The sequence below is a fragment of the Actinospica robiniae DSM 44927 genome, from assembly GCF_000504285.1.
GTDB lineage: Bacteria > Actinomycetota > Actinomycetes > Streptomycetales > Catenulisporaceae > Actinospica > Actinospica robiniae.
Genome location: NZ_KI632511.1, coordinates 3,352,642 through 3,373,219, shown reverse-complemented (window position 1 = coordinate 3,373,219; position 20,578 = coordinate 3,352,642). Strand labels below are relative to the sequence as shown.

Annotated in this window: 10 protein-coding genes; 4 read left to right on the top strand and 6 right to left on the bottom strand. The window is 69.5% G+C overall.

Translation table 11 applies throughout. The features are described 5' to 3' along the window. The first annotated feature begins 49 nt into the window (after nt 1-49). The 3 genes from ACTRO_RS14355 to ACTRO_RS14345 all read left to right on the top strand — a co-directional run bounded on the left by ACTRO_RS14355 (nt 50) and on the right by ACTRO_RS14345 (nt 8,539). Nucleotides 50-1,723: a glycoside hydrolase family 13 protein gene (locus ACTRO_RS14355; RefSeq protein ID WP_051452387.1), complete on the top strand. Its 1,674-nt coding sequence runs from the start codon at nt 50-52 to the stop codon at nt 1,721-1,723. A gap of 12 nt (nt 1,724-1,735) precedes the next feature. Further along, complete coding sequence (locus ACTRO_RS14350; protein ID WP_051450827.1) at nt 1,736-4,339, top strand: discoidin domain-containing protein; 2,604 nt, start codon at nt 1,736-1,738, stop codon at nt 4,337-4,339. A gap of 105 nt (nt 4,340-4,444) precedes the next feature. Then, complete coding sequence (locus ACTRO_RS14345; RefSeq protein ID WP_051450826.1) at nt 4,445-8,539, top strand: discoidin domain-containing protein; 4,095 nt, start codon at nt 4,445-4,447, stop codon at nt 8,537-8,539. Between the two features lie 66 nt (nt 8,540-8,605). Here ACTRO_RS14345 and ACTRO_RS14340 read toward each other — a convergent pair whose 3' ends face one another. From ACTRO_RS14340 to ACTRO_RS14330, 3 genes are all read right to left on the bottom strand, one after another. After that, the gene (locus tag ACTRO_RS14340; protein WP_051450825.1) at nt 8,606-9,043 is read right to left on the bottom strand and encodes a VOC family protein; all 438 of its coding nucleotides are present in this window, start codon (nt 9,041-9,043) and stop codon (nt 8,606-8,608) included. A gap of 76 nt (nt 9,044-9,119) precedes the next feature. Continuing rightward, a complete protein-coding gene (locus tag ACTRO_RS14335; protein WP_034263581.1) occupies nt 9,120-10,781 on the bottom strand; it encodes a TROVE domain-containing protein in 1,662 nt (553 codons plus the stop codon). A 781-nt stretch (nt 10,782-11,562) separates the two neighbouring features. Beyond that, nucleotides 11,563-12,198 carry a DUF4126 domain-containing protein gene (locus ACTRO_RS14330; protein WP_034263580.1) on the bottom strand — a complete coding sequence of 212 codons (636 nt, stop codon included), beginning with the start codon at nt 12,196-12,198 and terminating at the stop codon, nt 11,563-11,565. A gap of 404 nt (nt 12,199-12,602) precedes the next feature. Here ACTRO_RS14330 and ACTRO_RS14325 point away from each other — a divergent pair, with 404 nt between their 5' ends. Beyond that, a complete protein-coding gene (locus tag ACTRO_RS14325) occupies nt 12,603-13,871 on the top strand; it encodes a serine hydrolase domain-containing protein (protein WP_034263579.1) in 1,269 nt (422 codons plus the stop codon). A gap of 1,476 nt (nt 13,872-15,347) precedes the next feature. On the opposite strand, the gene ACTRO_RS14320 is transcribed toward ACTRO_RS14325, so the two are convergent. The 3 genes from ACTRO_RS14320 to ACTRO_RS14310 all read right to left on the bottom strand — a co-directional run bounded on the left by ACTRO_RS14320 (nt 15,348) and on the right by ACTRO_RS14310 (nt 20,578). Further along, nucleotides 15,348-16,985 carry a S53 family peptidase gene (locus ACTRO_RS14320; RefSeq protein ID WP_169739895.1) on the bottom strand — a complete coding sequence of 546 codons (1,638 nt, stop codon included), beginning with the start codon at nt 16,983-16,985 and terminating at the stop codon, nt 15,348-15,350. A 218-nt stretch (nt 16,986-17,203) separates the two neighbouring features. After that, the gene (locus tag ACTRO_RS45665) at nt 17,204-19,471 is read right to left on the bottom strand and encodes an RNA polymerase sigma factor (RefSeq protein WP_084316257.1); all 2,268 of its coding nucleotides are present in this window, start codon (nt 19,469-19,471) and stop codon (nt 17,204-17,206) included. A 129-nt stretch (nt 19,472-19,600) separates the two neighbouring features. Next, nucleotides 19,601-20,578: an aldo/keto reductase gene (locus ACTRO_RS14310; protein ID WP_034263578.1), complete on the bottom strand. Its 978-nt coding sequence runs from the start codon at nt 20,576-20,578 to the stop codon at nt 19,601-19,603.

The following is a 20,578-nucleotide window of genomic DNA, read 5'->3' as shown; positions in this document are numbered from 1 at the left end:
GCACTGCCCCCTTGCCTCATGCTAGGAGATCCACACCTTGACTACTCATCTGTCCGCCCCCGGCGCCTCCGCCGCGTCGACCGGATTGCTCACCGAGCCGTGGTGGCGCGGCGCGGTGACCTACCAGGTCTACATCCGCAGCTTCGCCGACGGCAACGGCGACGGCGTGGGCGACCTGCGCGGCCTGCGCCAGAAGCTCGGCTACCTGGCCGATCTCGGGGTGGACGCGATCTGGCTCAACCCGTGCTTCCCCTCGCCGATGGCGGACGCCGGCTACGACATCTCCGACTACCGCGACATCGAGCCCTCCTTCGGCACCCTGGCCGAGATGGACGCGCTGATCGCGGACGCGCACGAGCGCGGCATCAGGATCCTGCTCGACATCGTGCCCAACCACTGCTCGGACCGCCACCCGCGGTTCCAGGAGGCGCTGGCCGCCGCGCCCCGCTCGCCGCAGCGCTCCTGGTTCTGGTTCCGGCCCGGCCGCGGCCCGAACGGCGACGAGCCGCCGAACAACTGGCGCTCGCACTTCGGCGGCCCGGCCTGGACCCGGGTGACCGAGCCGGACGGGACCCCGGGCCAGTGGTACCTGCACCTGTTCGCCTCCGAGCAGCCGGACTTCAACTGGGAGAACCCGGCGGTGCGCGAGGACTTCCTGCGCACCCTGCGGTTCTGGTTCGACCGGGGCGTGGACGGCTTCCGGATCGACTCGGCCGCGCTGCTGGTCAAGGACCCGCTGCTGCCCGACCTCGACCCGCAGGCGCCCGCCGACGCCGAGCACCCGCACAACGACCGGGACGGGATCCACGAGATCTACCAGGAGTGGCGCGCCGTCGCCGACTCCTACGAGGAGCCCCGGGTGCTCTTCGGCGAGGTCTGGATCGCCGAGCCCGGGCGGTTCGCGAAGTACCTGCGGCCGCAGGAGATGCACGCCGCGTTCAACTTCCCCTTCCTCCAGTGCGCCTGGGACCCGGCCGCGCTGCGCACGGTGATCGAGCGGACCATGGCCTTCCACCGGCCGGTCGGCGCGCCCGCGACCTGGGTGCTGTCCAACCACGACGTCACCCGGCACGTCACCCGCTACGGCCGGGCCGAGACCACCTTCGACTTCGACGACCGCGGCCACGGCCGGCCGGTGGACTTCGAGCTCGGCCGGCGCCGGGCTCGGGCCGCGGCGCTGCTGTGCCTGTCCCTGCCCGGCGGCGCCTACCTCTACCAGGGCGAGGAGCTCGGCCTGTGGGAGGTCGAGGAGATCCCGGACGAGCTGCGCGACGACCCGATGTGGCACCGCACCGCCGGGGAGAACCCGGGCCGGGACGGCTGCCGGGTGCCGCTGCCCTGGTCCGGCGGGCAGGCTCCGTTCGGGTTCAGCGCGGACGCCGACGCGCAGCCGTGGCTGCCGGTGCAGCCCGCGTCGTGGCGCGACTACAGCGTCGAGGTGCAGCTCGGCGACCCCGGCTCGATGCTCGAGCTCTACCGCACGGCGCTGACCGTGCGTAAGACGGAGCCCGGATTCAGCAGCGAGCGCGAAGCGCTGCGCTGGCTCGAGAGCGGCCCGGACGTGCTGGCGTTCCGCCGGGGCGAAGACGCCGCGTGCATCGTGAACCTCTCCGCCGAACCGGTCGCCCTTCCGGCCCACGAATCCGTGCTGCTCGTGAGTGCCCCGCTGACCGAGGACGGGCTGCTGCCCTCGGACAGCGCCGTCTGGCTGCGCCTGTCCTGAAGGAGTGCTTTGATGAACCAAGCTCATCCCGGACGTCGAGGCTTACGCCGCCTCTGCGCCTTCGCGGCCCCGCTGCTCATCCCGCTGTCGGCGGCCGGCCCGGCCCTGGCCGCGTCGCCGTCCTCCACCCCCTCGTCCTCCGCGTTTCCCGTTTCGCAGGCCGGCGCTTCCGTCCCGTTCACCGAGTACGACGCTGCGACCGGGTCGAACGTGCGCACCAACGGCACCGTGCTGGCGCCGGACTACCAGTACGGCTCGCTCCAGGCCGAGGCCACCGGCCGTCAGGCCGTGCAGCTCGTCGGGCAGGGCAAGTACGTCTCGTTCACCCTGACCCACGCCGCGAACGCGGTGGACTTCCACTATGCGATTCCTGATTCGCTCCAGGGCGGCGGCATCAACGCTCCGCTGAGCCTGTACGTCAACGGCAAGCAGACCACTGCGCTGTCGCTGACCTCTGAGTTCTCCTGGCTCTACGGCCGCTATCCGTACACGAACTCGCCCTTCGTCGCCCAGCCGGACGGCGAGGTCCCGCACGACTACTACAACGACGTGCGCTACCAGTTCGCCTCCACCCTCCCGGCCGGGACGGTGGTGACCCTGCGCGTCGACGCCGGCGACGACGCGCCGTGGTACGTGATCAACACCGCCGACTTCGAGACCGTCGCCGCCCCGATCGCCCGGCCGCGGACCGGCTACATCGACGTGACGCAGGCTCCGTATAACGTCGACGCCACCGGCGCGTCGGACGTCACCGCGGCACTGCAGAACGCCATCGACACGGCCTCCGCGGCCGGCGAGGGCGTGTACCTGCCGCAGGGCACTTACAAGATCAGTGCTCCGTTGAACGTCGACAACGTCAAGGTTCTCGGTGCCGGTGAGTGGTACACCGTGCTGACCGGCACCAACGTCGAATTCAACGGGAGTCAGAACCCTGCGAGCACGAACGTCGAGGTCTCCGACCTCGCCATGTTCGGGAACATCGACGCGCGCAACGACAGCGACACGCAGGTCACCGCGTTCAACGGCGGCTTCAGCAACTCCTCGATCCACGATGTGTGGATCCAGAACGAGAAGGTCGGCGTCTGGATCTCCGGCCCGAGCACGAACCTGAAGCTCGAGCGGCTGCGCATCCAGGACACCACCGCCGACGGCATCAACCTCGACTCCTATGCGGGCGCGGTCACGGACACCGTGGTGGCGAACAACTTCCTGCGCAACACCGGCGACGACGGCATCGCCCTGTGGTCGCAGAACTATGCGGACACCGACGACCAGGTCGTGCACAACACCGTCGATTCGCCTGGTCTGGCCAACAACATCGGCGTGTACGGCGGCGGCTCCGGCGACCTCGTCGCCGGGAACCTGCTGCAGGACACGGTCCAGTTCGGCGCCGGCATCGGCGTCGAGCAGCGCTTCAGCTCCGTGCCCATGTCCGGCACGCTCAACGTGCTCGGCAACCGGCTCGAGCGCGCCGGCCAGTTCGATCCGGGCTGGGACTACGGTTCCGGCGCGGTGCTGTTCGAGGCGAACGACGCGAGCATGGCCTCCACGGTGAACGTCGTCGGCAACGAGATCCTCGACAGTCCGTACGAGGCCTTCCAGTTCCAGCACGCCGACGGCACCGACTACAGCATCTCGGGCGCGAACCTGGTCGGGAACATCGTCCGTAACGTCGGCACGTTCGTGCTCCAGGCACGGGCGCCCGGCTCGGTCTACGTCGCGGGCACCGTCGCGACCGGCGTCGGTGACGCAGGGGTCTACAACTGCGACTCTGGTCTAGCGATCACCCGCGGGCCGGGCGACATCGGCTGGAGCTCGACCACCTGCGGCATGCCGAAGCAGAGCCCGCTGTGGGTCTACCCCGGCACGACCACCTTCGAGGCGGCCGTGGTCGGGCAGGCCTCGCCGGTGCAGCGCGTGGCGATCGCCAACACCTCGAGCACCGCGACCAAGCTCGGCGCGATCACTCCGTCGGCCGGCTTCACGGTCGCTGCCGATCCGCAGCACCCGTGCGGCACGAGCCTCGACGCCGCTTCGGTGACCGACGCGAACTCGTGGTGCATCGTCGATGTCTCCTTCACCGCCGCTCGGACGGGTGTGACTCAGGGCTCGCTGAAGGTCGCCAGCAGTCAGGGCTCGAAGACGGTGCAGCTCTTCGGCGACACGGACGCCATCGGCGGCGACGGAGGCGTGGCGCCGCCGGAAAACCTGGCGCTCACCGCGACGCTCAGCTCGAGCAGCGCGCTGCAGTACTTCCCCGCCTCCAACGCGAACGACGGCAACGACGGCTCGTACTGGGAGAGCCAGGACGGCACTGACTGGCCGGCGACGCTGACCGCCGACCTCGGCGCGATCCAGCCGACCGGCTCGATCGTGCTGACGCTCCCGTCGAACTGGGGCGCCCGCACGCAGACCATCACCGTCCTCGGCTCGCAGGACGCAACCACCTACACCACGCTCGTGCCGTCGGCCGACTACACCTTCGACCCGAGCACCCAGAACACGGTGACGATCCCGCTGCCCGCCACCACCCAGGAGCAGTACCTGCAGATCTCCGTCACCGGCAACACCGGCTGGCAGGCCGCCCAGATCTCGGAGTTCGAGATCTTCGGCTGAGTCCGGCCGCGCAGCACCCCACCCATGGCACCACCCATGGCACCACCAACGCACCATCCATCGCGCAGCCCATCCGTGATCAACGATGATCAGAAGGCGAACGCTATGACGAACCCACGCGCCAGGAGCCGGTTCCGGCTCCTGGCGACCGTGGCCGCGACGCTGCTCGCGGCCCCGGTCTACGCCCTTGCCGGGGCGAGCGCCGCGCACGCGGCCACCACCACCCCCGGCGCCTCCACTCCCTTCACCGAGTACCTCGCCGCGACCCAAGCCGCCACCAACGGCACGGTCCTGCCGGTCGACTACCAGTACGGCTCGCTCCAGTCCGAGGCGACCGGCCGGCAGGCCGTCGAGCTGATCGGCAGCGGAAAGTACGTCTCGTTCACCCTCACCTCCGCCGCGAACGCGGTGGACCTCCACTACGCCATCCCCGACTCCGCGACCGGCGGCGGCATGACCCAGCCGCTCGACCTCTACGTCGACGGCACTCTGGCCACCGCGCTCTCCCTCACCTCCGACTACTCCTGGCTGTACGGCGCGTATCCGTACTCGAATACGCCGAGCGTCGGTGTGCCGGGCGGCGGGAACACCGGCTCCGAGGTGCCGCACGACTTCTACGACGACGTGCGTTATCAGTTCTCGTCGACTCTCCCGCAGGGTACGGTCGTCAAGCTGCAGGTCGATGCCGGGGACAACGCCCCCTGGTACGCGATCAACACCGCCGACTTCGAGACCGTCGCCGCCGCGATCGCCCAGCCCACCGGCTATCTCAGCGCGACCGCCTCGCCGTACAACGCGGATCCGACCGGCGTGAACGACTCCACCAGCGCCCTCCAGTCCGCGATCAACGCGGCATCCGCGGCCGGCAAGGGGCTCTACCTTCCGCAGGGCACGTATAAAGTCGGCTCCCCGCTGAGCGTGGACAACGTGACGATCGAGGGGGCGGGGGAGTGGTACACCACGCTCACCGGATCCAACGTCGAGTTCGCCGGAAACGAGAACCCGGCCAGCACGAACGTGAGCATCTCGAACCTGTCGGTCTTCGGGCAGGTCTCCGACCGGGAGAACTCGAGCTCTGACTACACCGCGTTCCAAGGCGGCTTCTCGAGCTCGACGATCAACGACGTGTGGGTCCAGAACGAAAAATCAGGTGTCTACGACATCGGGCCGGCCAACGGCCTGACCGTCGAGAACAGCCGCTTCCAGGATCTGACCGCCGACGGGATGAACCTCTACGCCCTCGACGGCGCCGTGACCGGCTCGACGATCCAGAACAACTTCGTCCGCAACTCCGGCGACGACGGCATCGCGCTGTGGTCGGCCGCCGCGGCGAACACCGGCGACACCGTCGCCCAGAACACCGTCGACTCGCCGGGGCTGGCGAACAACCTCGGCGTCTACGGCGGCGGATCCGGCGATCAGATCACGAACAACCTCCTGCAGGACACCGTGCAGTTCGGCGGCGGCATGGAGATCTCGCAGAACTACGGTTCCGTCGCGTTCTCCGGCACCCTCACCGTCAGCGGCAACGAGTTCCTGCGCACCGGCCAGTTCGACCCGGGCTGGGACTACGGCACCGGCGCGATCTGGATCTATCCGAAGGAGGGGAGCATCAACGCGACGATCGACATCACGGGCAACACGATCAAGGACAGCCCATACGAGGCGTTCATGTTCCAGAACTCCAACGCGTACTCGGGCTCTGCGACGCTCGACGCGCCGAGCAGCGGCAACAGCGTGAACGGCGTGGTCTTCACGAACAACACCGTCACGAACGTCGGCACCTTCGTCTTCCAGGACCAGGCGCCCGGCTCGGCGACGGTCTCCGGAACGACGGCCACCGGCGTGGGCGTCGCCGGGATCTTCAGCTGCGGCAGCGGATTCACGCTCAGCCAGGGCAGCGGCAACTCCGGACTCAGCGGCTCGGTCTGCCAGATGCCGACTTCCAGCGCGGTGTGGGCATATCCCGGCGTGACCACCTTCTCGGGAGCGAGCGTCGGGCAGGCGTCCGCCACCCAGCGGATCGCGGTCATGAACACCTCCAGCGCCGCGACCACCCTCGGCACGATCACCTCGAGCAGCGGATTCACCGTGTCGAAGGACTCGACCAACCCGTGCGGATCGAGCCTGGACGCCGCCGCGGTCTCCGACACGAACTCCTACTGCATGGTCGATGTCTCCTTCACCGCCCCGGCTTCCGGCATCACCACCGGGACGCTCACGATCCCGAGCAGCCAGCCCGGTCCGGTCACCGTGCAGCTGATCGGCAGCACCGGCGGCAACACCGTCACCACCCCGCCGACGATCAGCCCGACCAGCCTGACCTTCGGTTACGTGAGTTCGGGTTCGACCAGCGCGGCGCAGACCGTCACCATCACCAACCCGGGATCGTCGGCCCTGGCGATCTCCTCCGTCACCGCAAGCGGCGCGTTCAAGCAGACCAACACCTGCGGCAGCGTGCTGGCAGCCGGCGCATCCTGCACGGCCTCGGTCACCTTCGCGCCGACCAGCGGCGGAGTGCAGAGCGGCGAACTAGCCGTGGCGAACAGCGCCACCTCCACACCGATCGGGGCCACCCTCAACGGCACCGGCGTCACCGCGAGCACCAACCTGGCCGCGTCAGCCACCCTGTCGGCCGGCGCCTCGGCCTCCGGGTACGCCGCAGGCAACGCGAACGACGGCGACACCAGCACGTACTGGGAGAGCGCGGACGGCGCGGCCTACCCGCAGACGCTGACCGCGAACCTGGGATCCGCGACGGCGCTCGGCTCGGTCACCCTCGAACTGCCGCCGTCGAGCTCGTGGACGACGCGCAACGAGACGCTCTCGGTCCTCGGCTCCACCAACGGCAGCAGCTACAGCACGCTGGTGCCCTCGGCCGCCTACACCTTCGACCCGTCTACCGGAAACACCGTCAGCTTCAACCTTCCGTCCGGGACGAACGAGCAGTACCTGCAGCTGTCCTTCACTGCCAACACCGGATGGACCGCAGCGCAGCTGGCCGAGTTCGAGATCTTCCCCGGCTCCGGTTCGTCCGGCTCCAGCGCCTCGCTCACGGCCTCACCGTCCTCGCTCTCCTTCGGGAACGAGAACGTTGGCTCGACCAGCGCGGCCCAGAGCGTGACCATCCACAACACCGGCACAGCAGCGGCGTCCATCTCCGCCATCGCGGCCGGCGGCGTCTTCGCCCAGACGAACACCTGCGGCACCTCGCTTGCCGCAGGTGCCGGCTGCGCGGTGAGCGTGACCTTCACGCCCACCGCCAACGGCGCGGCGAGCGGAGCCGTGACCGTCACGAGCAACGCCACTAACAGCACCCTGACGGTGGCTTTGTCCGGCACGGGCACCGGAGGCACTGCGGCGCCGGTGAATCTGGCTCTGAGCCAGCCGATCACCGCGAGCAGCGCGACGTCGGGGTTCCCGGCGACGAACGCGGTCGACGGAAACGCTGCCACCTACTGGGAGAGCACGGATGGAGCCTGGCCGGCGACCCTCGCCGTGGACCTGGGCGCCACCGACTCGATCAGCTCGGTCGTCCTCGACCTGCCTTCGGGCTGGGGTACACGTACCCAGACGCTCTCCGTCCTCGGCAGCACGGATGACAATACGTGGACGACGCTCGTCGGTTCCGCGACTTACACCTTCAACCCGTCGACGGGCGACGCGGTGACGATCAGCCTGCCGTCCGGTGCCTCGGACCGGTACGTGGAGCTGAGTCTCACCGCGAACAACGTCCAGAACGGCGCTCAGGTCGGGGAGCTCCAGGTGATGGGCCAGCCGAACCCGGACCTGGCGTTGAACAAGTCCGCGACCGCGAGCAGCACCTGGTCGAGCTACTACGCGGCCTCAAGCGCCGTCGACGGAAGCGCGGGCACTTACTGGGAAGGCACCGACGGCGCCTGGCCGACGACGCTCACCGTGGACCTCGGCGCAGCCCAGACACTCGGCCACGTCGTCCTCGACCTGCCCTCGGGTTGGGGCGCGCGTACCCAGACGCTCTCCGTCCTCGGCAGCACGAATAACAGCACCTGGACGACGCTCGTCGGCTCGGCGACCTACACCTTCAACCCCTCAACGGGTGACGAGGTGACGATCAGCCTGCCGCACGGCACGTCAGACCGGTATGTGGAGCTGAGCTTCACGGCGAACAGCGTGCAGAACGGCGCGCAGGTAGCCGAGTTCGCCGTCTACGCGCAGTAACCCGAAACCTGACATATCGGCACCCGGATGCCGAGAGTCGTCGCGCTCTCGGCATCCGGGTCTCTATCAGGCCTCAAACATTTCTTCCGGAGGCTGGAGCACGCAGAACTCGTTGCCCTCCGGATCTTCGAGGACGTACCAGCACCACCCGTCCTCGCGCAGCATCTCGCCCGTCGTGTGCCGGGCGCCGGCGGCAAGCAGCCGCGCGGTCTCCGCGCCGAGATCGCGGTGGCGCAGGTCGACGTGCATCCGGTTCTTGCCGAGCTTGGGCTCGTCGACCCGCTGGAGCAGCAGTTCGACGCCCCTTCCGTCGGCTGGCAGCAGACGGTGGTAGCGCGCCGTCTCGCCACCCCCGCCATCCTCCGCCTCGCCCGCATCGGCATCGCTGACATAGCCGAGCGCGCTGCGCCAGAACGCTGCCGTGCGGTCCAGGTCCACGCAGTCGAGCACGAGCGCCAGCACGGTGTCCGGCTTTCCGTTATACCGGGTGGGTTCACGGTCCATCGCCCCATTGTGCCGCCCGGCCTGGCGACTATTCGACTCGTTCACGCGCGCGCCTCCTGCCTCCCGCTCGGCGCGGCTAGCGCAGGAAGCCCGTCACGACCTGGGGGAGCGTGGCATCGAAGCCGGCGATCTGCAGCACGCCTTCGTCGCGCGGGTCCGCGATCGAGTGACCGGCAGCCGACAGCGACGCCACCACGCACCGTGCGGCCGGGTTGAGCTCCGACCGGTAGGCCGTGAGTGCCTGCGACGCGTGCGTGCGGCCGGCCCAGGTCTCGTTGTCCGTCAGGACGAGCACGCCGTCGACCTCGAGACGCTGCTCCTGCGCGTACGAGAACGGCAGCGACAGGTCCGTTCCGCCACCGGACGGCTGCCACGCATCGATCTCCCGCAGATTCGTGCGCGGCGTGATCCGTGACGCGTGCACCGCGGTGTCGACATCGATCACGTACGCGTTGCCGCGCTCGATCCGGGCGAGGATGGTCGCCATCGTGCACGCCACCTGGTACGTCGTGCCCAGCGGCGAACCCGACGCCATCATCGACCTGAACGTCATCGAACCCGATGAGTCCACGGCGATCAGCAGACGCTTGTTCGAAGGCTCGACGTGGCCGAACGACAGGTCGAACGCCTCCTCGAGTGAGTCCTTGATCTCCGGCACCGGGGTCCACTTCTGCGCGGGTACCTTCGAGTTCGGTCGCGAGACACCCGAGCCGTAGACGCGCAGCGCGAGGTACACGTCGAGCGGGTGGATCCGGCCGGCCGCGAGGGCGTTGCGGTCGGTCAGGCGCGCCGCGGCGCGGCGGGTCGCCTCACCCATCGGCGTCAACGTCCCGATCCGGGTCATCCGGGCGAGGTTGCGGATCAGCGCGGTCATCCCGACCGTGTCGATGAGCGCGTCCCACACCTCCGGCTCGGTCAGCACGGCGTCGGGCAGGAACTCCCACGGCACGCCCCGCCGCGTCACCACGTCGACCGCCTCGGCGGGCGAGGCGACTGCCTTCGCGGTCAGGAACGCGTCCACCGACGGCAGCAGCTGCCGCGCCTCGTCCTCGCCCACGTTGCCGGTGATCCACCCGAACAGCGCCCGGCGCTCGGGCGACTCCGCCTTCGGGTGACCGATTCGCAGCACGTCGCGCAGAGAGAACGACTCACCCTGCGGCGTCTTTCGGGCGGCGGCCTTGCACGCCTGGAACGCCACTCGGTCCGGCGGCTGCGAGGTGAGCAGGTCGCCGAGCGCGCCGCGCACCACGCGGCCCGTCTTCGGTGCGGTGCCACCCCTGCTCGGCTTGCCGTGCAGCGCCTTCCAGTATCCGAAGAAGATCGCCTGATGAAAGGTGGTGCGCGCGACCTTCGGCAGCGCGACCCGGGCGGCGCGCCGAGTCTCCAGATCCCCGCGCGTGATCGCGGTCGCGAGCAGGAACAGCGCCGGATGGTTGCGCGGCGCACGCGCAGGCCGGCCGGTCGAGACGTCCACGGCCAGGGCCACAGCACGCCCACCGTCGGCCGCGACCGCGTCGTCGACGACCCGCACGTTCTGCAGGGTGTGCGCCTGCTCGCCGACGTAGTAGGTTCCGCCGGCCGTGCCGAGAATGAGGAAATCCTCCAGCTCGCGCCACAGGTCCTTCGCGAACGTGTAACCGCCGGCGTGGTTGCGGACCATCTCGGCCTCACGGCCGGGGATCGGCTGCGACTGCGGAGTGCGTACCGCGTCGACGGCCGCGAGCGGATCGCGGGACATTTCTTCTTACACTCCAGACAAAACTCGACCCGCCGCGAGGGCGGATGTGGATGAAGCGGGGGAGCGAGGGGTGAGCGGATATGTTTGCGGGCCACTGCGTTTCGCCATCGACCACTCGGCCACCGCTGCCGGGGGCAGCGGACGGGATTCGAACCCGCGATAACCTGTCGGTTAAAATAAGCAACAGCCTTCGACCCGCTCGGGAAAGCGAGCACGCAGGCGGGGGCGGATGTGGTTGCGGCCGCCGGGTATTGGCGTGCTCTGCCTGGCTGAGCTACCGCCGGGGCAAGCCCGGCGAGCGGGGCTCGAACCCGCGACCTCACCATCTCAGATAACCGACGACCCTCGACCCGACCGCCGCCTGCGTGAACGATATTCAGTTGTCGAATGCCGCGGCCGCGTGACCGGGAACGAAGCGGGTGTGTGCACGACGGGCACCGGCGTCTTCTGCCACAAAGGGCAACCGATGGTCATCCACCCCGCTCCACGCCCGATCCCGCGGACGCGTTGCCCCGACGATAGCGCACCGGGAACCGTGGCCACGACGGGTTTTCGGCGAGTTGCACGCACCGCGTATCGCGTCGCGGAGGTGGCATCAGAAAGCTTATTGTCAGCGATCAGGCCGCTGCCATTACGGCGGTCTTGCGCCTCGCGCTTCGGCTTTCGCCGAACCCTGCTCAGTGGCCTGATTCACGTGCCCGCCGGCTTGGCAGCGGGCCGGCTGAGGGGTCGGGCGGCTGGGTCGGCCGCTTACGCGGTTCGCCCGGCTTGGTCCTCCAGCCTAGGCGGTCGCATTGCCGATGGCGCCGGGGCCGCCGGCTCGGGTCCCGCCTCGGCGGCGTTCGCGGAACTTCCGCCAGCCGCGCCGGACTAGCTTGAAGGCTGCGATCGCAGTCACAGTCCCTGCGGCCAAGAGCACGGCCGCGATCGTGGCGGCGATCCAAGGGTGCGCGAGTGCGAGGACGATCAGCAGGATCGCGGCCAGGTCCTCGGCCAGCGAGATCAGGATGTTGCTGAACGGCTCCGGGCTGGTGTTCACCGCCAGCCGCAGCGTCGCCTTGATCACATGGCTGGCCAGTGCCGTTCCGCCGCCGACGACCGCCGCGAGGGTGGTGTTCAGCGCGCTGCCGTTGGCGGCCGCGTCGTGGCCGATCAGCCCGGCGACGAGGGCGCCGAGCGGCGGGCGGATCACCGTGTGCAGGGCGTCCCAGGCCGAGTCGACGTACGGGATCTTGTCGGCGATGAATTCGAGGGCGAACATCACCGCGGCGGCCGCCAGGACGGGAGTGTGCTGGAGCTGCGGCGGGGCCCCGTGCACCAAGCCCAGCCGCCCGAGCAGCCCCATCGCCAACACGACGCCATAGGCGTTGACGCCCGAAGCCCAGCCGGTAGTGAAGACGAGTGGTAGCAGTCCCATGGCGCGTTACCGTACCGGCCGCGGCGCGGCCGTGCCGAACTCGGGCAACGCGGGTGCCGTCTGCTTTCCGATGACTGCTGGCTGCTGCAGCTGCTGCTGCTGCTGCCGCCGCTGTCCGCTACCGCCGCTGTCGGGGCTGGGGTTCGGTGTCGGCTGCCCCCGTCTAGCGCCCGGTGCCGGCTGCTGCGGCTCGGGTCCGGTACCAGTTGCCACGCTCGGCGCTCGACGTCGGCTGCCACGCTCGGCGCCCGATGCTGGCTACCACTGCCGGGTCCGGTGCAAGCGCCGAGAGTCGAGGTCCCCGCTACGTCCGCGTGGATGGACGCGGCGGCTATCCGCCGTCGGGGTGATCATGGGAGTGTCCTGCGCCGAGGCGCGAGAGCGGCCTGCGCAATCTAGGTCGCATGCCTCGTAGGAGAACCGCGCTGCTCTGCGCCGCCCTTGCCCTCGCATCCACTCCGCTGCTCGCGGAGAGCCCTGCGCACGCCGCCGCCGGCAGCCACGTCGTTTCTGCCTCCCGGCCCGCAGGCCGAAGCTCCGGAAACTGCGTCGCCTCCCCGAACACGGGCGGCGCTCGCGCTCGGGCCGTGCTCGACGCCGTCGAGAAGCTTCGGCGCGACCTGAAGCTGCGGGCGGTCGTGGCACGGGTGACGCAGGATGGACACGACGTGTGGACCGGCGCGGTCGGGCCGTCCATGACCGGTGTCCCGGCCCGCCCGGACATGCGCTTCCGCGCGGGCTCGGTGGGCATTGCCTTCATGAACGTGATGCTGATGCAGTTGGTCGACGAGGGGCGCGTCAGCCTCGACGACCCGATCTCGCGCTGGCTGCCCGAGGTGCCGCATGCCGGTGAGATCACCCTCAGGATGCTCGGCGAGGCCACCAGCGGCATCCAGGACTACGTCAAGAACGCCGGCTTCCGCGCTGACCTGCTGGCGCACCCGTTCAAGCAATGGACGCCCCAGGAGCTGGTCTCCATCGCCGACCCGAAGGATCTGCTTTATCCGCCGGGCAAGAATTTCAGCTACTCGCACGCCAACTACGTCCTGCTGGGCGCCGCGCTGGCGCGGATCACCCACACCAGTCTCGACCAGCTGCTGAAGCAGCGCATCTACCGCGCCTTCGGACTGCGTGCGACATCGAACAGCTACACGCCCGACATCCCCACCCCCGTGCTGCACGCCTTCACCACGGGTCGCGGTGTCTACGAGGACTCGACCTTCTGGAACCCCTCCTGGACGACGGCCCCGGGCGCGGTGATCACCATGGACCTCTGCGATCTGGCCCGAGCGGGCGCGGGTGTCGGCTCGGGCCGCACGCTCACCCCGCACGGGTATCAGACCCTGCTCGACCCCGGCACGGTAGGGCTCGGCACCCCTCGGCCGTACACACCGGGCGGCGAGTGCCCGGTCGACATCTGCATCCCGCAGACCAAGGCTGCGCACTTCGGCCTGGGTTCGATCGTGGTCAACGGCTGGGTCTTCCAGAACCCTTCTTTCACCGGCTACGCCGCGGTTATGGCGTACCTGCCGTCCGAGCGACTGACGATCGCGGTGACCACGACGTCCTCGCCCACCACCTCGCCCGACGTCGTCAACCCCAGCGAGAACGTTGCCGCGGCGATCTCGCAGACCCTCGTGCCCAAGAACCCCCTGACCTTCGCTCCCTTCTAGTGATTAGAGCGATTTGATGATCGACTGAGTGTTGGTGGGATGTGGTGGCTTGTCGGGGCGGTGTGGTCGTCAGGCTGTGGGCGGCCGCTTCGCGTCGCCCGTTTTGTCTGCCCACCCACCCACCCGTTGCGTTGGCGGGGTGGGCTGGGGTTTCAAGCTTTCGCCTCCGGCGGGGGCCCTTCTCTCAGAGAGATTGCCGGGGCTTCGTGGGTGCTGGCGTGGCGGGGCGGGCTGAGGTTCGGGATGGTGAGGTTGCGGGGGCGCGCTCTCTCCTCGGTCGGTCCCCGGAGGCAACCAGGAACCTGCCGGGAGCTCAAGCGGCGGAGATTTCCGCTCATGCTCGATCTTGCATCGCGCCGCTTGACCTCCCGACAGAACCCTGATCGGGCTTCGCCTGCCCGACCGAGGAGAGAGCCCGCCCCCTGAGGGAGCGGTGTGAGCTGCGCTCGGGCTGGGTCCCGGCCCGTGGCCCGGTCGCGCTCGGTGCGGGAGGATTCTGCATCATCGTGATGCGAGCATCCCGATCCTTGATCCGTGCGATGGGGTCGGTGCTCCGGTCGCGCTTGCTGCTGAATCGTGCATCGCCTTGGTGTGGTCGGCCTCGATTCCAGATCTCGCTGCCGGATCCCGCAGGCCGGCCGCGTTCGATGCGGAAGGATTCTGCATCGCCCTGATCCGAGCATCCCGAACCTCGATCCGCGTGAAGGCGCCGTGCTCGGGTCGTGTGGCGCTGTCGCATGCCGAGGGGAAATCCTGCGCCACTTTCGGCCCCACCCCGTCCACCTCCCTCCCGTCGCAAGCCCCGACAACCCCTGTACTCTTCCATGCTAGACGCGACCATCGACAAAAGGCGCGTATTCGGCCTTTGCCGGAAAAGAAAAATATGGGAGATTTCCGGGCACTCGGGCGCGTTCCGCGGCGTTGAACGAGTAGAGAGAAAGAGCAGCCCAGAGCGGCAATGCAGGATTCTTCCGGATCGAGCGCGGCTGGGCCACGGGATGGGACTTGGCCTGAGCGCAGCTCGCGCGTTCCCCTCAGGGGGTGGGCTCTCTCCTCGGTCGGGCAGGCGAAGCCCGATCAGGGTTCTGCCGGGAGGTCAAGCGGCGCGATGCATGATTCACCATCAGCGGAAGCTGCCGCCGCTTGAGCTCCCGGCAGGTTCCTGATTGCCTCTGGTGGCCGGCCGAGGAGAGAGCACGCCCCCGGCACCCGACCACCCCGGACCCCAGCCCGCCCCGCCAACGCCAGCACCCCACAGACCCCGGCAATCTCTCCGAGGGAAGGCCCGCGCCGGAGGTGAAAGCTTGAAACCGCAGCTAGCCCCGCCAACGCAACGGGTGGGCGTGGTCAGACAAAACGGGCGGCGTAAAGCGGCCGCCCGCGCACGACGCCCACCCTGACCCGACAAGACACCACGCCCCACGAGCACTCAGCCGATCATCAAATCGCGATAGTGGCTGGTCGCTGGCGGCTAGGTCAGCGGCTGGAGAACGTCGCCTGCTCGGTGATCAGCATGCTGCGCAGGCTGAGCGTGTGCGATCCGGCCGGGAGCTTCAACGCCGCCGGATCCAGCCCGTAGGCGACGTTCCCCTTCGCATCCGCGGTGAGAGTCGCGACCGTGTGCCCGTCTATTCGGAGGTCGACCGGATGCTCGGGGAGGAACCCGGAGGCGCTCAGCTGCGACGTGGTGCCGGCGGCTATGTCGGCAGAGGCCAGATGCACACCGTGTTCGAGTGCTGTGAGCGCTGCGGCGGCTCTGGCGCTCGGCGCGTCCGCGCCGCGCTGGGCGCGCACGGCGGTGACCAGGGCCGGGACGAGCGCGGCGGCGTCGACGGTGCCCCAGCCCGTCGCCTCGTCGAACCCGGGGTGCGCCGGTAAGCCTGTCCGCTCCGTCGTGCTGTTGCTCCCGGTCACGATGTCGGTAACACCGTCGCCTGCGCCGTGCGGGCCGAGGACGCTGTAGAGCGCGTCATTGATCGGACCCACCGGTCCGCCGTTGACCTGCGCGGCCAACGCGAGCACGCCCGCGAACAGCGGCGCCGCCTGCGATGTGCCGGCCATCGCGTCCATGGTTATGTCAGGAACCTGACGCTTGGCGCCCGGCACCACGCCGTCCTGGTATGCGGGCCGGCCGTAGATGGCCGAGGATCCGGCGCCCTCGTTCGGCCACACGGCTCCGGGGCCGAGCCGCACCCCCGCGGCCGAGACGTCCGGCACGCTTCCGCCCACCGCGGTGACCCACGGAGAGTCGTCCCAGGTGGCGGTCTCCGGCGCGCGGCTGAGGTCGCCGCACTGCCGCGACGAGTCGGGCAGAGCTTGAAGGACGCCGCAGTCGCCGGTGGCCACCGTGACCGGTATCCCGGCGGCCGCTGCCGCTAGTTCCCCAGGGTCCTGCGCGGTGACTTCCGCCGTGCCGTGACTGTAGGTCAGCTCGCCTGTCCCGTCACTTATGGACACGGCATCGGCGAGGTGATGCTCGGCCACGTATTCGAGGGCTTGCATCATTTCCGGCGGCGCGACCTGGCTCGCCGCGTCGTCCTCGCGTTCGCTGTCGGGCGGCGCGACGACCACCAGGATCTTGGCGTAGGGAGCGATGGCGTGCACGGATATGACATCGAGCTCCGCCTCGCCTGCCCAGGCGCTGCAGGACCCGTAGCTGCCGAGCGCCACCATCGCGGCCGGGCACTGCGCGGGCAGCCGGCCCTGCCCGGTCGGATAGATCGTCTGGATGACCGGATCCGGCAGCCCTACGGCGTTGTCGACGGCGTGGGTGACCTGCGCGAGGGACGGGTCATCCCACCCCTCGATGACCGCGACTGTGGTGCCGCTGCCGTCGATGCCCGAGGTCCACAGCTTGCCGGCGTCGTACCCGACGACACCGGAGAGCTTGATCGCGTTCTTCACCGGCGGACGCCCGGAGGACGAGTTCGCCAGACGTTTCAGCGCCGCGCTGAGGACCCTGACATGTTCTGGATCGGGCACGATCCGCGGCAGCGGGGTCGACGAGGGCGGGGATGCGGCAGGAGCCGTCGCCCGACCGGTCGCCGCCACCCGCGCCTGCGGAGCGGCCGTGCAGGAAGCGACCAAAGCCCCTGCCGCCAGCAGGAACACCATCAGCCGCAGTCCCCGCCCTGTGCGCCGTGCGCGCCATGTGTGCCGTGTGCGCCACGTATTCAAATGAGTGTGCTTCCCCATACCGCCCCGCCTCCCCGTGATGCCCGTTGAGATATACACGCGTGGACGGCGGCGGCGGTTGCAGCAGAGTTCGGCGACGGCTACACGAGATTCAATCGAGGCCTGCACCTACATCTGCTGCCGAGTCTGAGTACTCCTCAGCTCATCGGCATGACGCGCGCGATCACGATCGAAGTACTGGTGCTGCCCGCGGCCGGGTAGGCGGCGCTGCCGTCCGGGAACGGCTTGAACGACATGTACGCGTGGTCGCGCACATTGATCGTGAACTGGCTGCCCACGGCGGCGCCGGTGCCGGCGTTGTAGACCTGCGCGGCCATCTTCGAGCCGGATCCCCAGGCCAGCAGCATCCGGCTGCCGTAGCTGACCAGGTGCGGATGGCTGGTGTCGGCGGAGGTCGTGACGGCCTTGTCGGCGGAGCCGGTGCTGAAGTGGTCCAGGCGCGCGTGGCCGCCCTGGCTCCAGGCGACCCAGTACCCGGCGTTACTGGACAGGACGACGTCGCCGCCGAACAGGGTGCCGTCACAGGTGCCCGAAGCGACCGTCCGGTAGGCCGGCTGTGCTATCCGGCAGTCGTTGTCGGTGGCGCAGACCATAATGAAATGGCCTACTCGCGGATCCCAGACGATGTGCGTGTCCCAGCTGTGGCTGCAGCCGAGTGCGAAACTGTCGTGCCCGGACAGAAGGCTGCCTGTCGGGCCGACCACCTCCATCCGGTCGCCTTCGTGGATGTCCACGCAGCTGCCGTTCTGCACCGTGATCGCGTCGGCGAAGTACGCCGCGTAGTCGGTGCCGTTGGAGGCGAGCCGGCCGTGGTGCTGGTACCACCAGACGAAGCGCGCGCCGCTGTCGTATCCGCCCAGGCTGCTGCTCAGGTTCGTGACCTGCTGCTCCCAGACCTCGTGTCCGGAGTTGTCGAAGCGGACCATCCACATGGTGTTGCACGGGCTGGAGGTGCCGCCGCACAGCGGGCCGGTGTGGCAGTCGCCCTTGCGCGTGAGCAGCAGCACGCCGCCGTTGGCGTCGGCCGCGACGTCTTCGAGGTCGATGCCGGTGAAGCTGGTGGGGGTGCCGATCAGATGGTCGTCGCAGTCGAGGTTGCCCAGATACACCTTGCCGTTCGTGCCGAGCCAGGCCAGCCAGGAGCGGCCCGACGGGGTGGCCGCGATCGCCATGGGCAGCGGCTCGGTGTCGGACTGGCCTCCGTAGCCGGTCACTGATTCCCCGACCGTGATCGTGGTCGTCTTCACCACCGGCGAGGTTCCGGCCGCCCGCGCGCAGTCGCCGTTGGCTTTCGGCGACGTCGTCGGCGACGCGGAGGCCTTCGCCGCGCTGGGCGACGCGCTGAGCGTCGCGGCCACGGTCGGATCGGCGCTGGCTGTCTTGGTGACGGTGATCGTCGCCGAGGTGTTGGCGGGTGCGGAGCGCGTGGCCGCGTAGACCGTGCCCGCCACAGCAGCGACGACCACCACGGCGGCGATCACCTTTGCCGAGCCGTGCAGCGCGAAGCGCCGTGCGGTGCGGTGGCCGTGCTTGACGGCCCGTCGACTGTGTGACGCCGGGTGCTTGGGCTTCAGCGCGGCGGCGGGCGCGTGTGCGGCACGTGCGAAGTGGGCCGCGAGCAGGATCGGAACCGGAACCAGGCTGAGCCCGGCGAGCAGCCTTTCCGCGGGCACCAAGCCCTCGCGGTGCACGGCGCACGTCACGCAGTCGCGGATGTGGCGGGCGAACAATTTGCGCCACGCCGACGAAGGCCGCCCATCCCAGCGGCGTGCCAGCGCGTCGAACTCCCGGCACCACGGCGCCGCCTGGATCGCCCGCACGACCGTCCTGGCCGTCTCCAGCTGCGCCTTCATCCGCTGTACGCGCACCGAGACGTGGCCCGCGCTCAATCCCAGCGCCGCGACGAGGTCCGCGCGGGTCAGCTCGCCCGCGGCCTCCAGCCACCACAGCGCCAGCAGCTCCCGATCGTCCTCATCCAGCCATCGCGTGGCCAGAGCGGTTTCCCGGCGCTGGTCGGTGAGGGCGAGCCGAAGGATCGTCAGGTCCACGAAGTCGGCGCCTGGATCGGCGGCGTCCAACTGCGCTTCCGGGTCCCGCTCGAAGCCGGCGGACTGCGCCTGCCGGGACCTCCAGCGGTCGCGCACCAGCCGCGTCGCGATCGCGACCGTCCAGGAGCGGAACGCGGCCGGGTCGCGTAGCTCGCGCAACCGGTCCACGACGCGGAAGAGCGTCTCCTGGACCACGTCGTCGACATCGTGGTTTCCGTCCAGGGCGCGCCCCACGATGTTGTAGAGCAGCGGGAGATACCGGTCCACCAGCACGTCGAGCGCGGCTTGGTCGCCGTTCTGGGCCGCCACGACCAAGGCCGCCTCGTCGGACGCGCCGCCTGCATTCCTGTCGTACACCGTTGCTCCGTCGCTCCCTGTCGGATTCCGTTCGGACGACTAGGAGACGGCCCACGGCCCCGCGAAAAAACAGAAACGCGGAGAATCTACCGCCCCGGCACGGGACCGGGGCGGCGGGAGGTGCGAGCGTCAGCGTTCGATCATCTTCATCTGGGCCTCGTTGTGGTGCGCTCCGGCGGGGTCGCCGAGGGCGGTGAGCCCCTCGATCTGCTCGGCCGTCAGCTCGAGGGCGTCGGCGGCGACGTTCTCCTCGATCCGGCCGACCCGGCGGGTGCCGGGGATCGGCGCGATGTCGTCGCCCTGGGCGAGCAGCCAGGCGAGGGCGACCTGCGCGGGGGTCGCGCCGGCCTCGCGGGCGACGGCCTCGACCCGGTCGACGAGCCGGCGGTTGTGCTCGAAGTTCTCCTCGGAGAAGCGCGGGTTGTCCTGGCGCGAGTCGTCGGCGCCGAGGTCGTCCCGGGTGCGGATCGCGCCGGTGAGCAGGCCGCGCCCGAGCGGGGAGTAGGCGACGAAGCCGATGCCCAGTTCGCGCAGCAGCGGAAGGATCACCGGCTCCTGGTCGCGGGTGAACAGGGAGTACTCGGACTGCAGAGCTGTGACCGGGTGCACGGCGTGGGCCCGGCGGATCGTGTCGGGACCGGCCTCGGACAGGCCGTAGTGGCGGATCTTGCCCTCGGCCACGAGCTCGGCCAGGGTGCTCACGACGTCCTCGATCGGCGTGTTCGGGTCGACCCGGTGCTGGTAGTACAGGTCGATGTGGTCGGTGCCGAGCCGGGAGAGCGAGCCCTCCACCGCGGTGCGGATGTTGGCCGGGCTCGAGTCGAGGTTCCGCGGCCCATCGCCGGCGTGCGAGACCAGGCCGAACTTCGTGGCGAGCACGACCTGCTCGCGCCGGTCCTTGATGGCGCGGCCCACGAGTTCCTCGTTGATGTAGGGCCCGTAGATCTCGGCGGTGTCGACGAGGGTGACGCCCAGGTCGAGCGCCCGGTGGATGGTGCGGATCGACTCGTCGTCATCGAGGTCGGCGCGTCCGTAGGAGCCCGCCATCGTCATCGCGCCGAGGCCGATGCGCCCGACGTCCAGGGTGCCGAGGGTGATGTGCTTCAT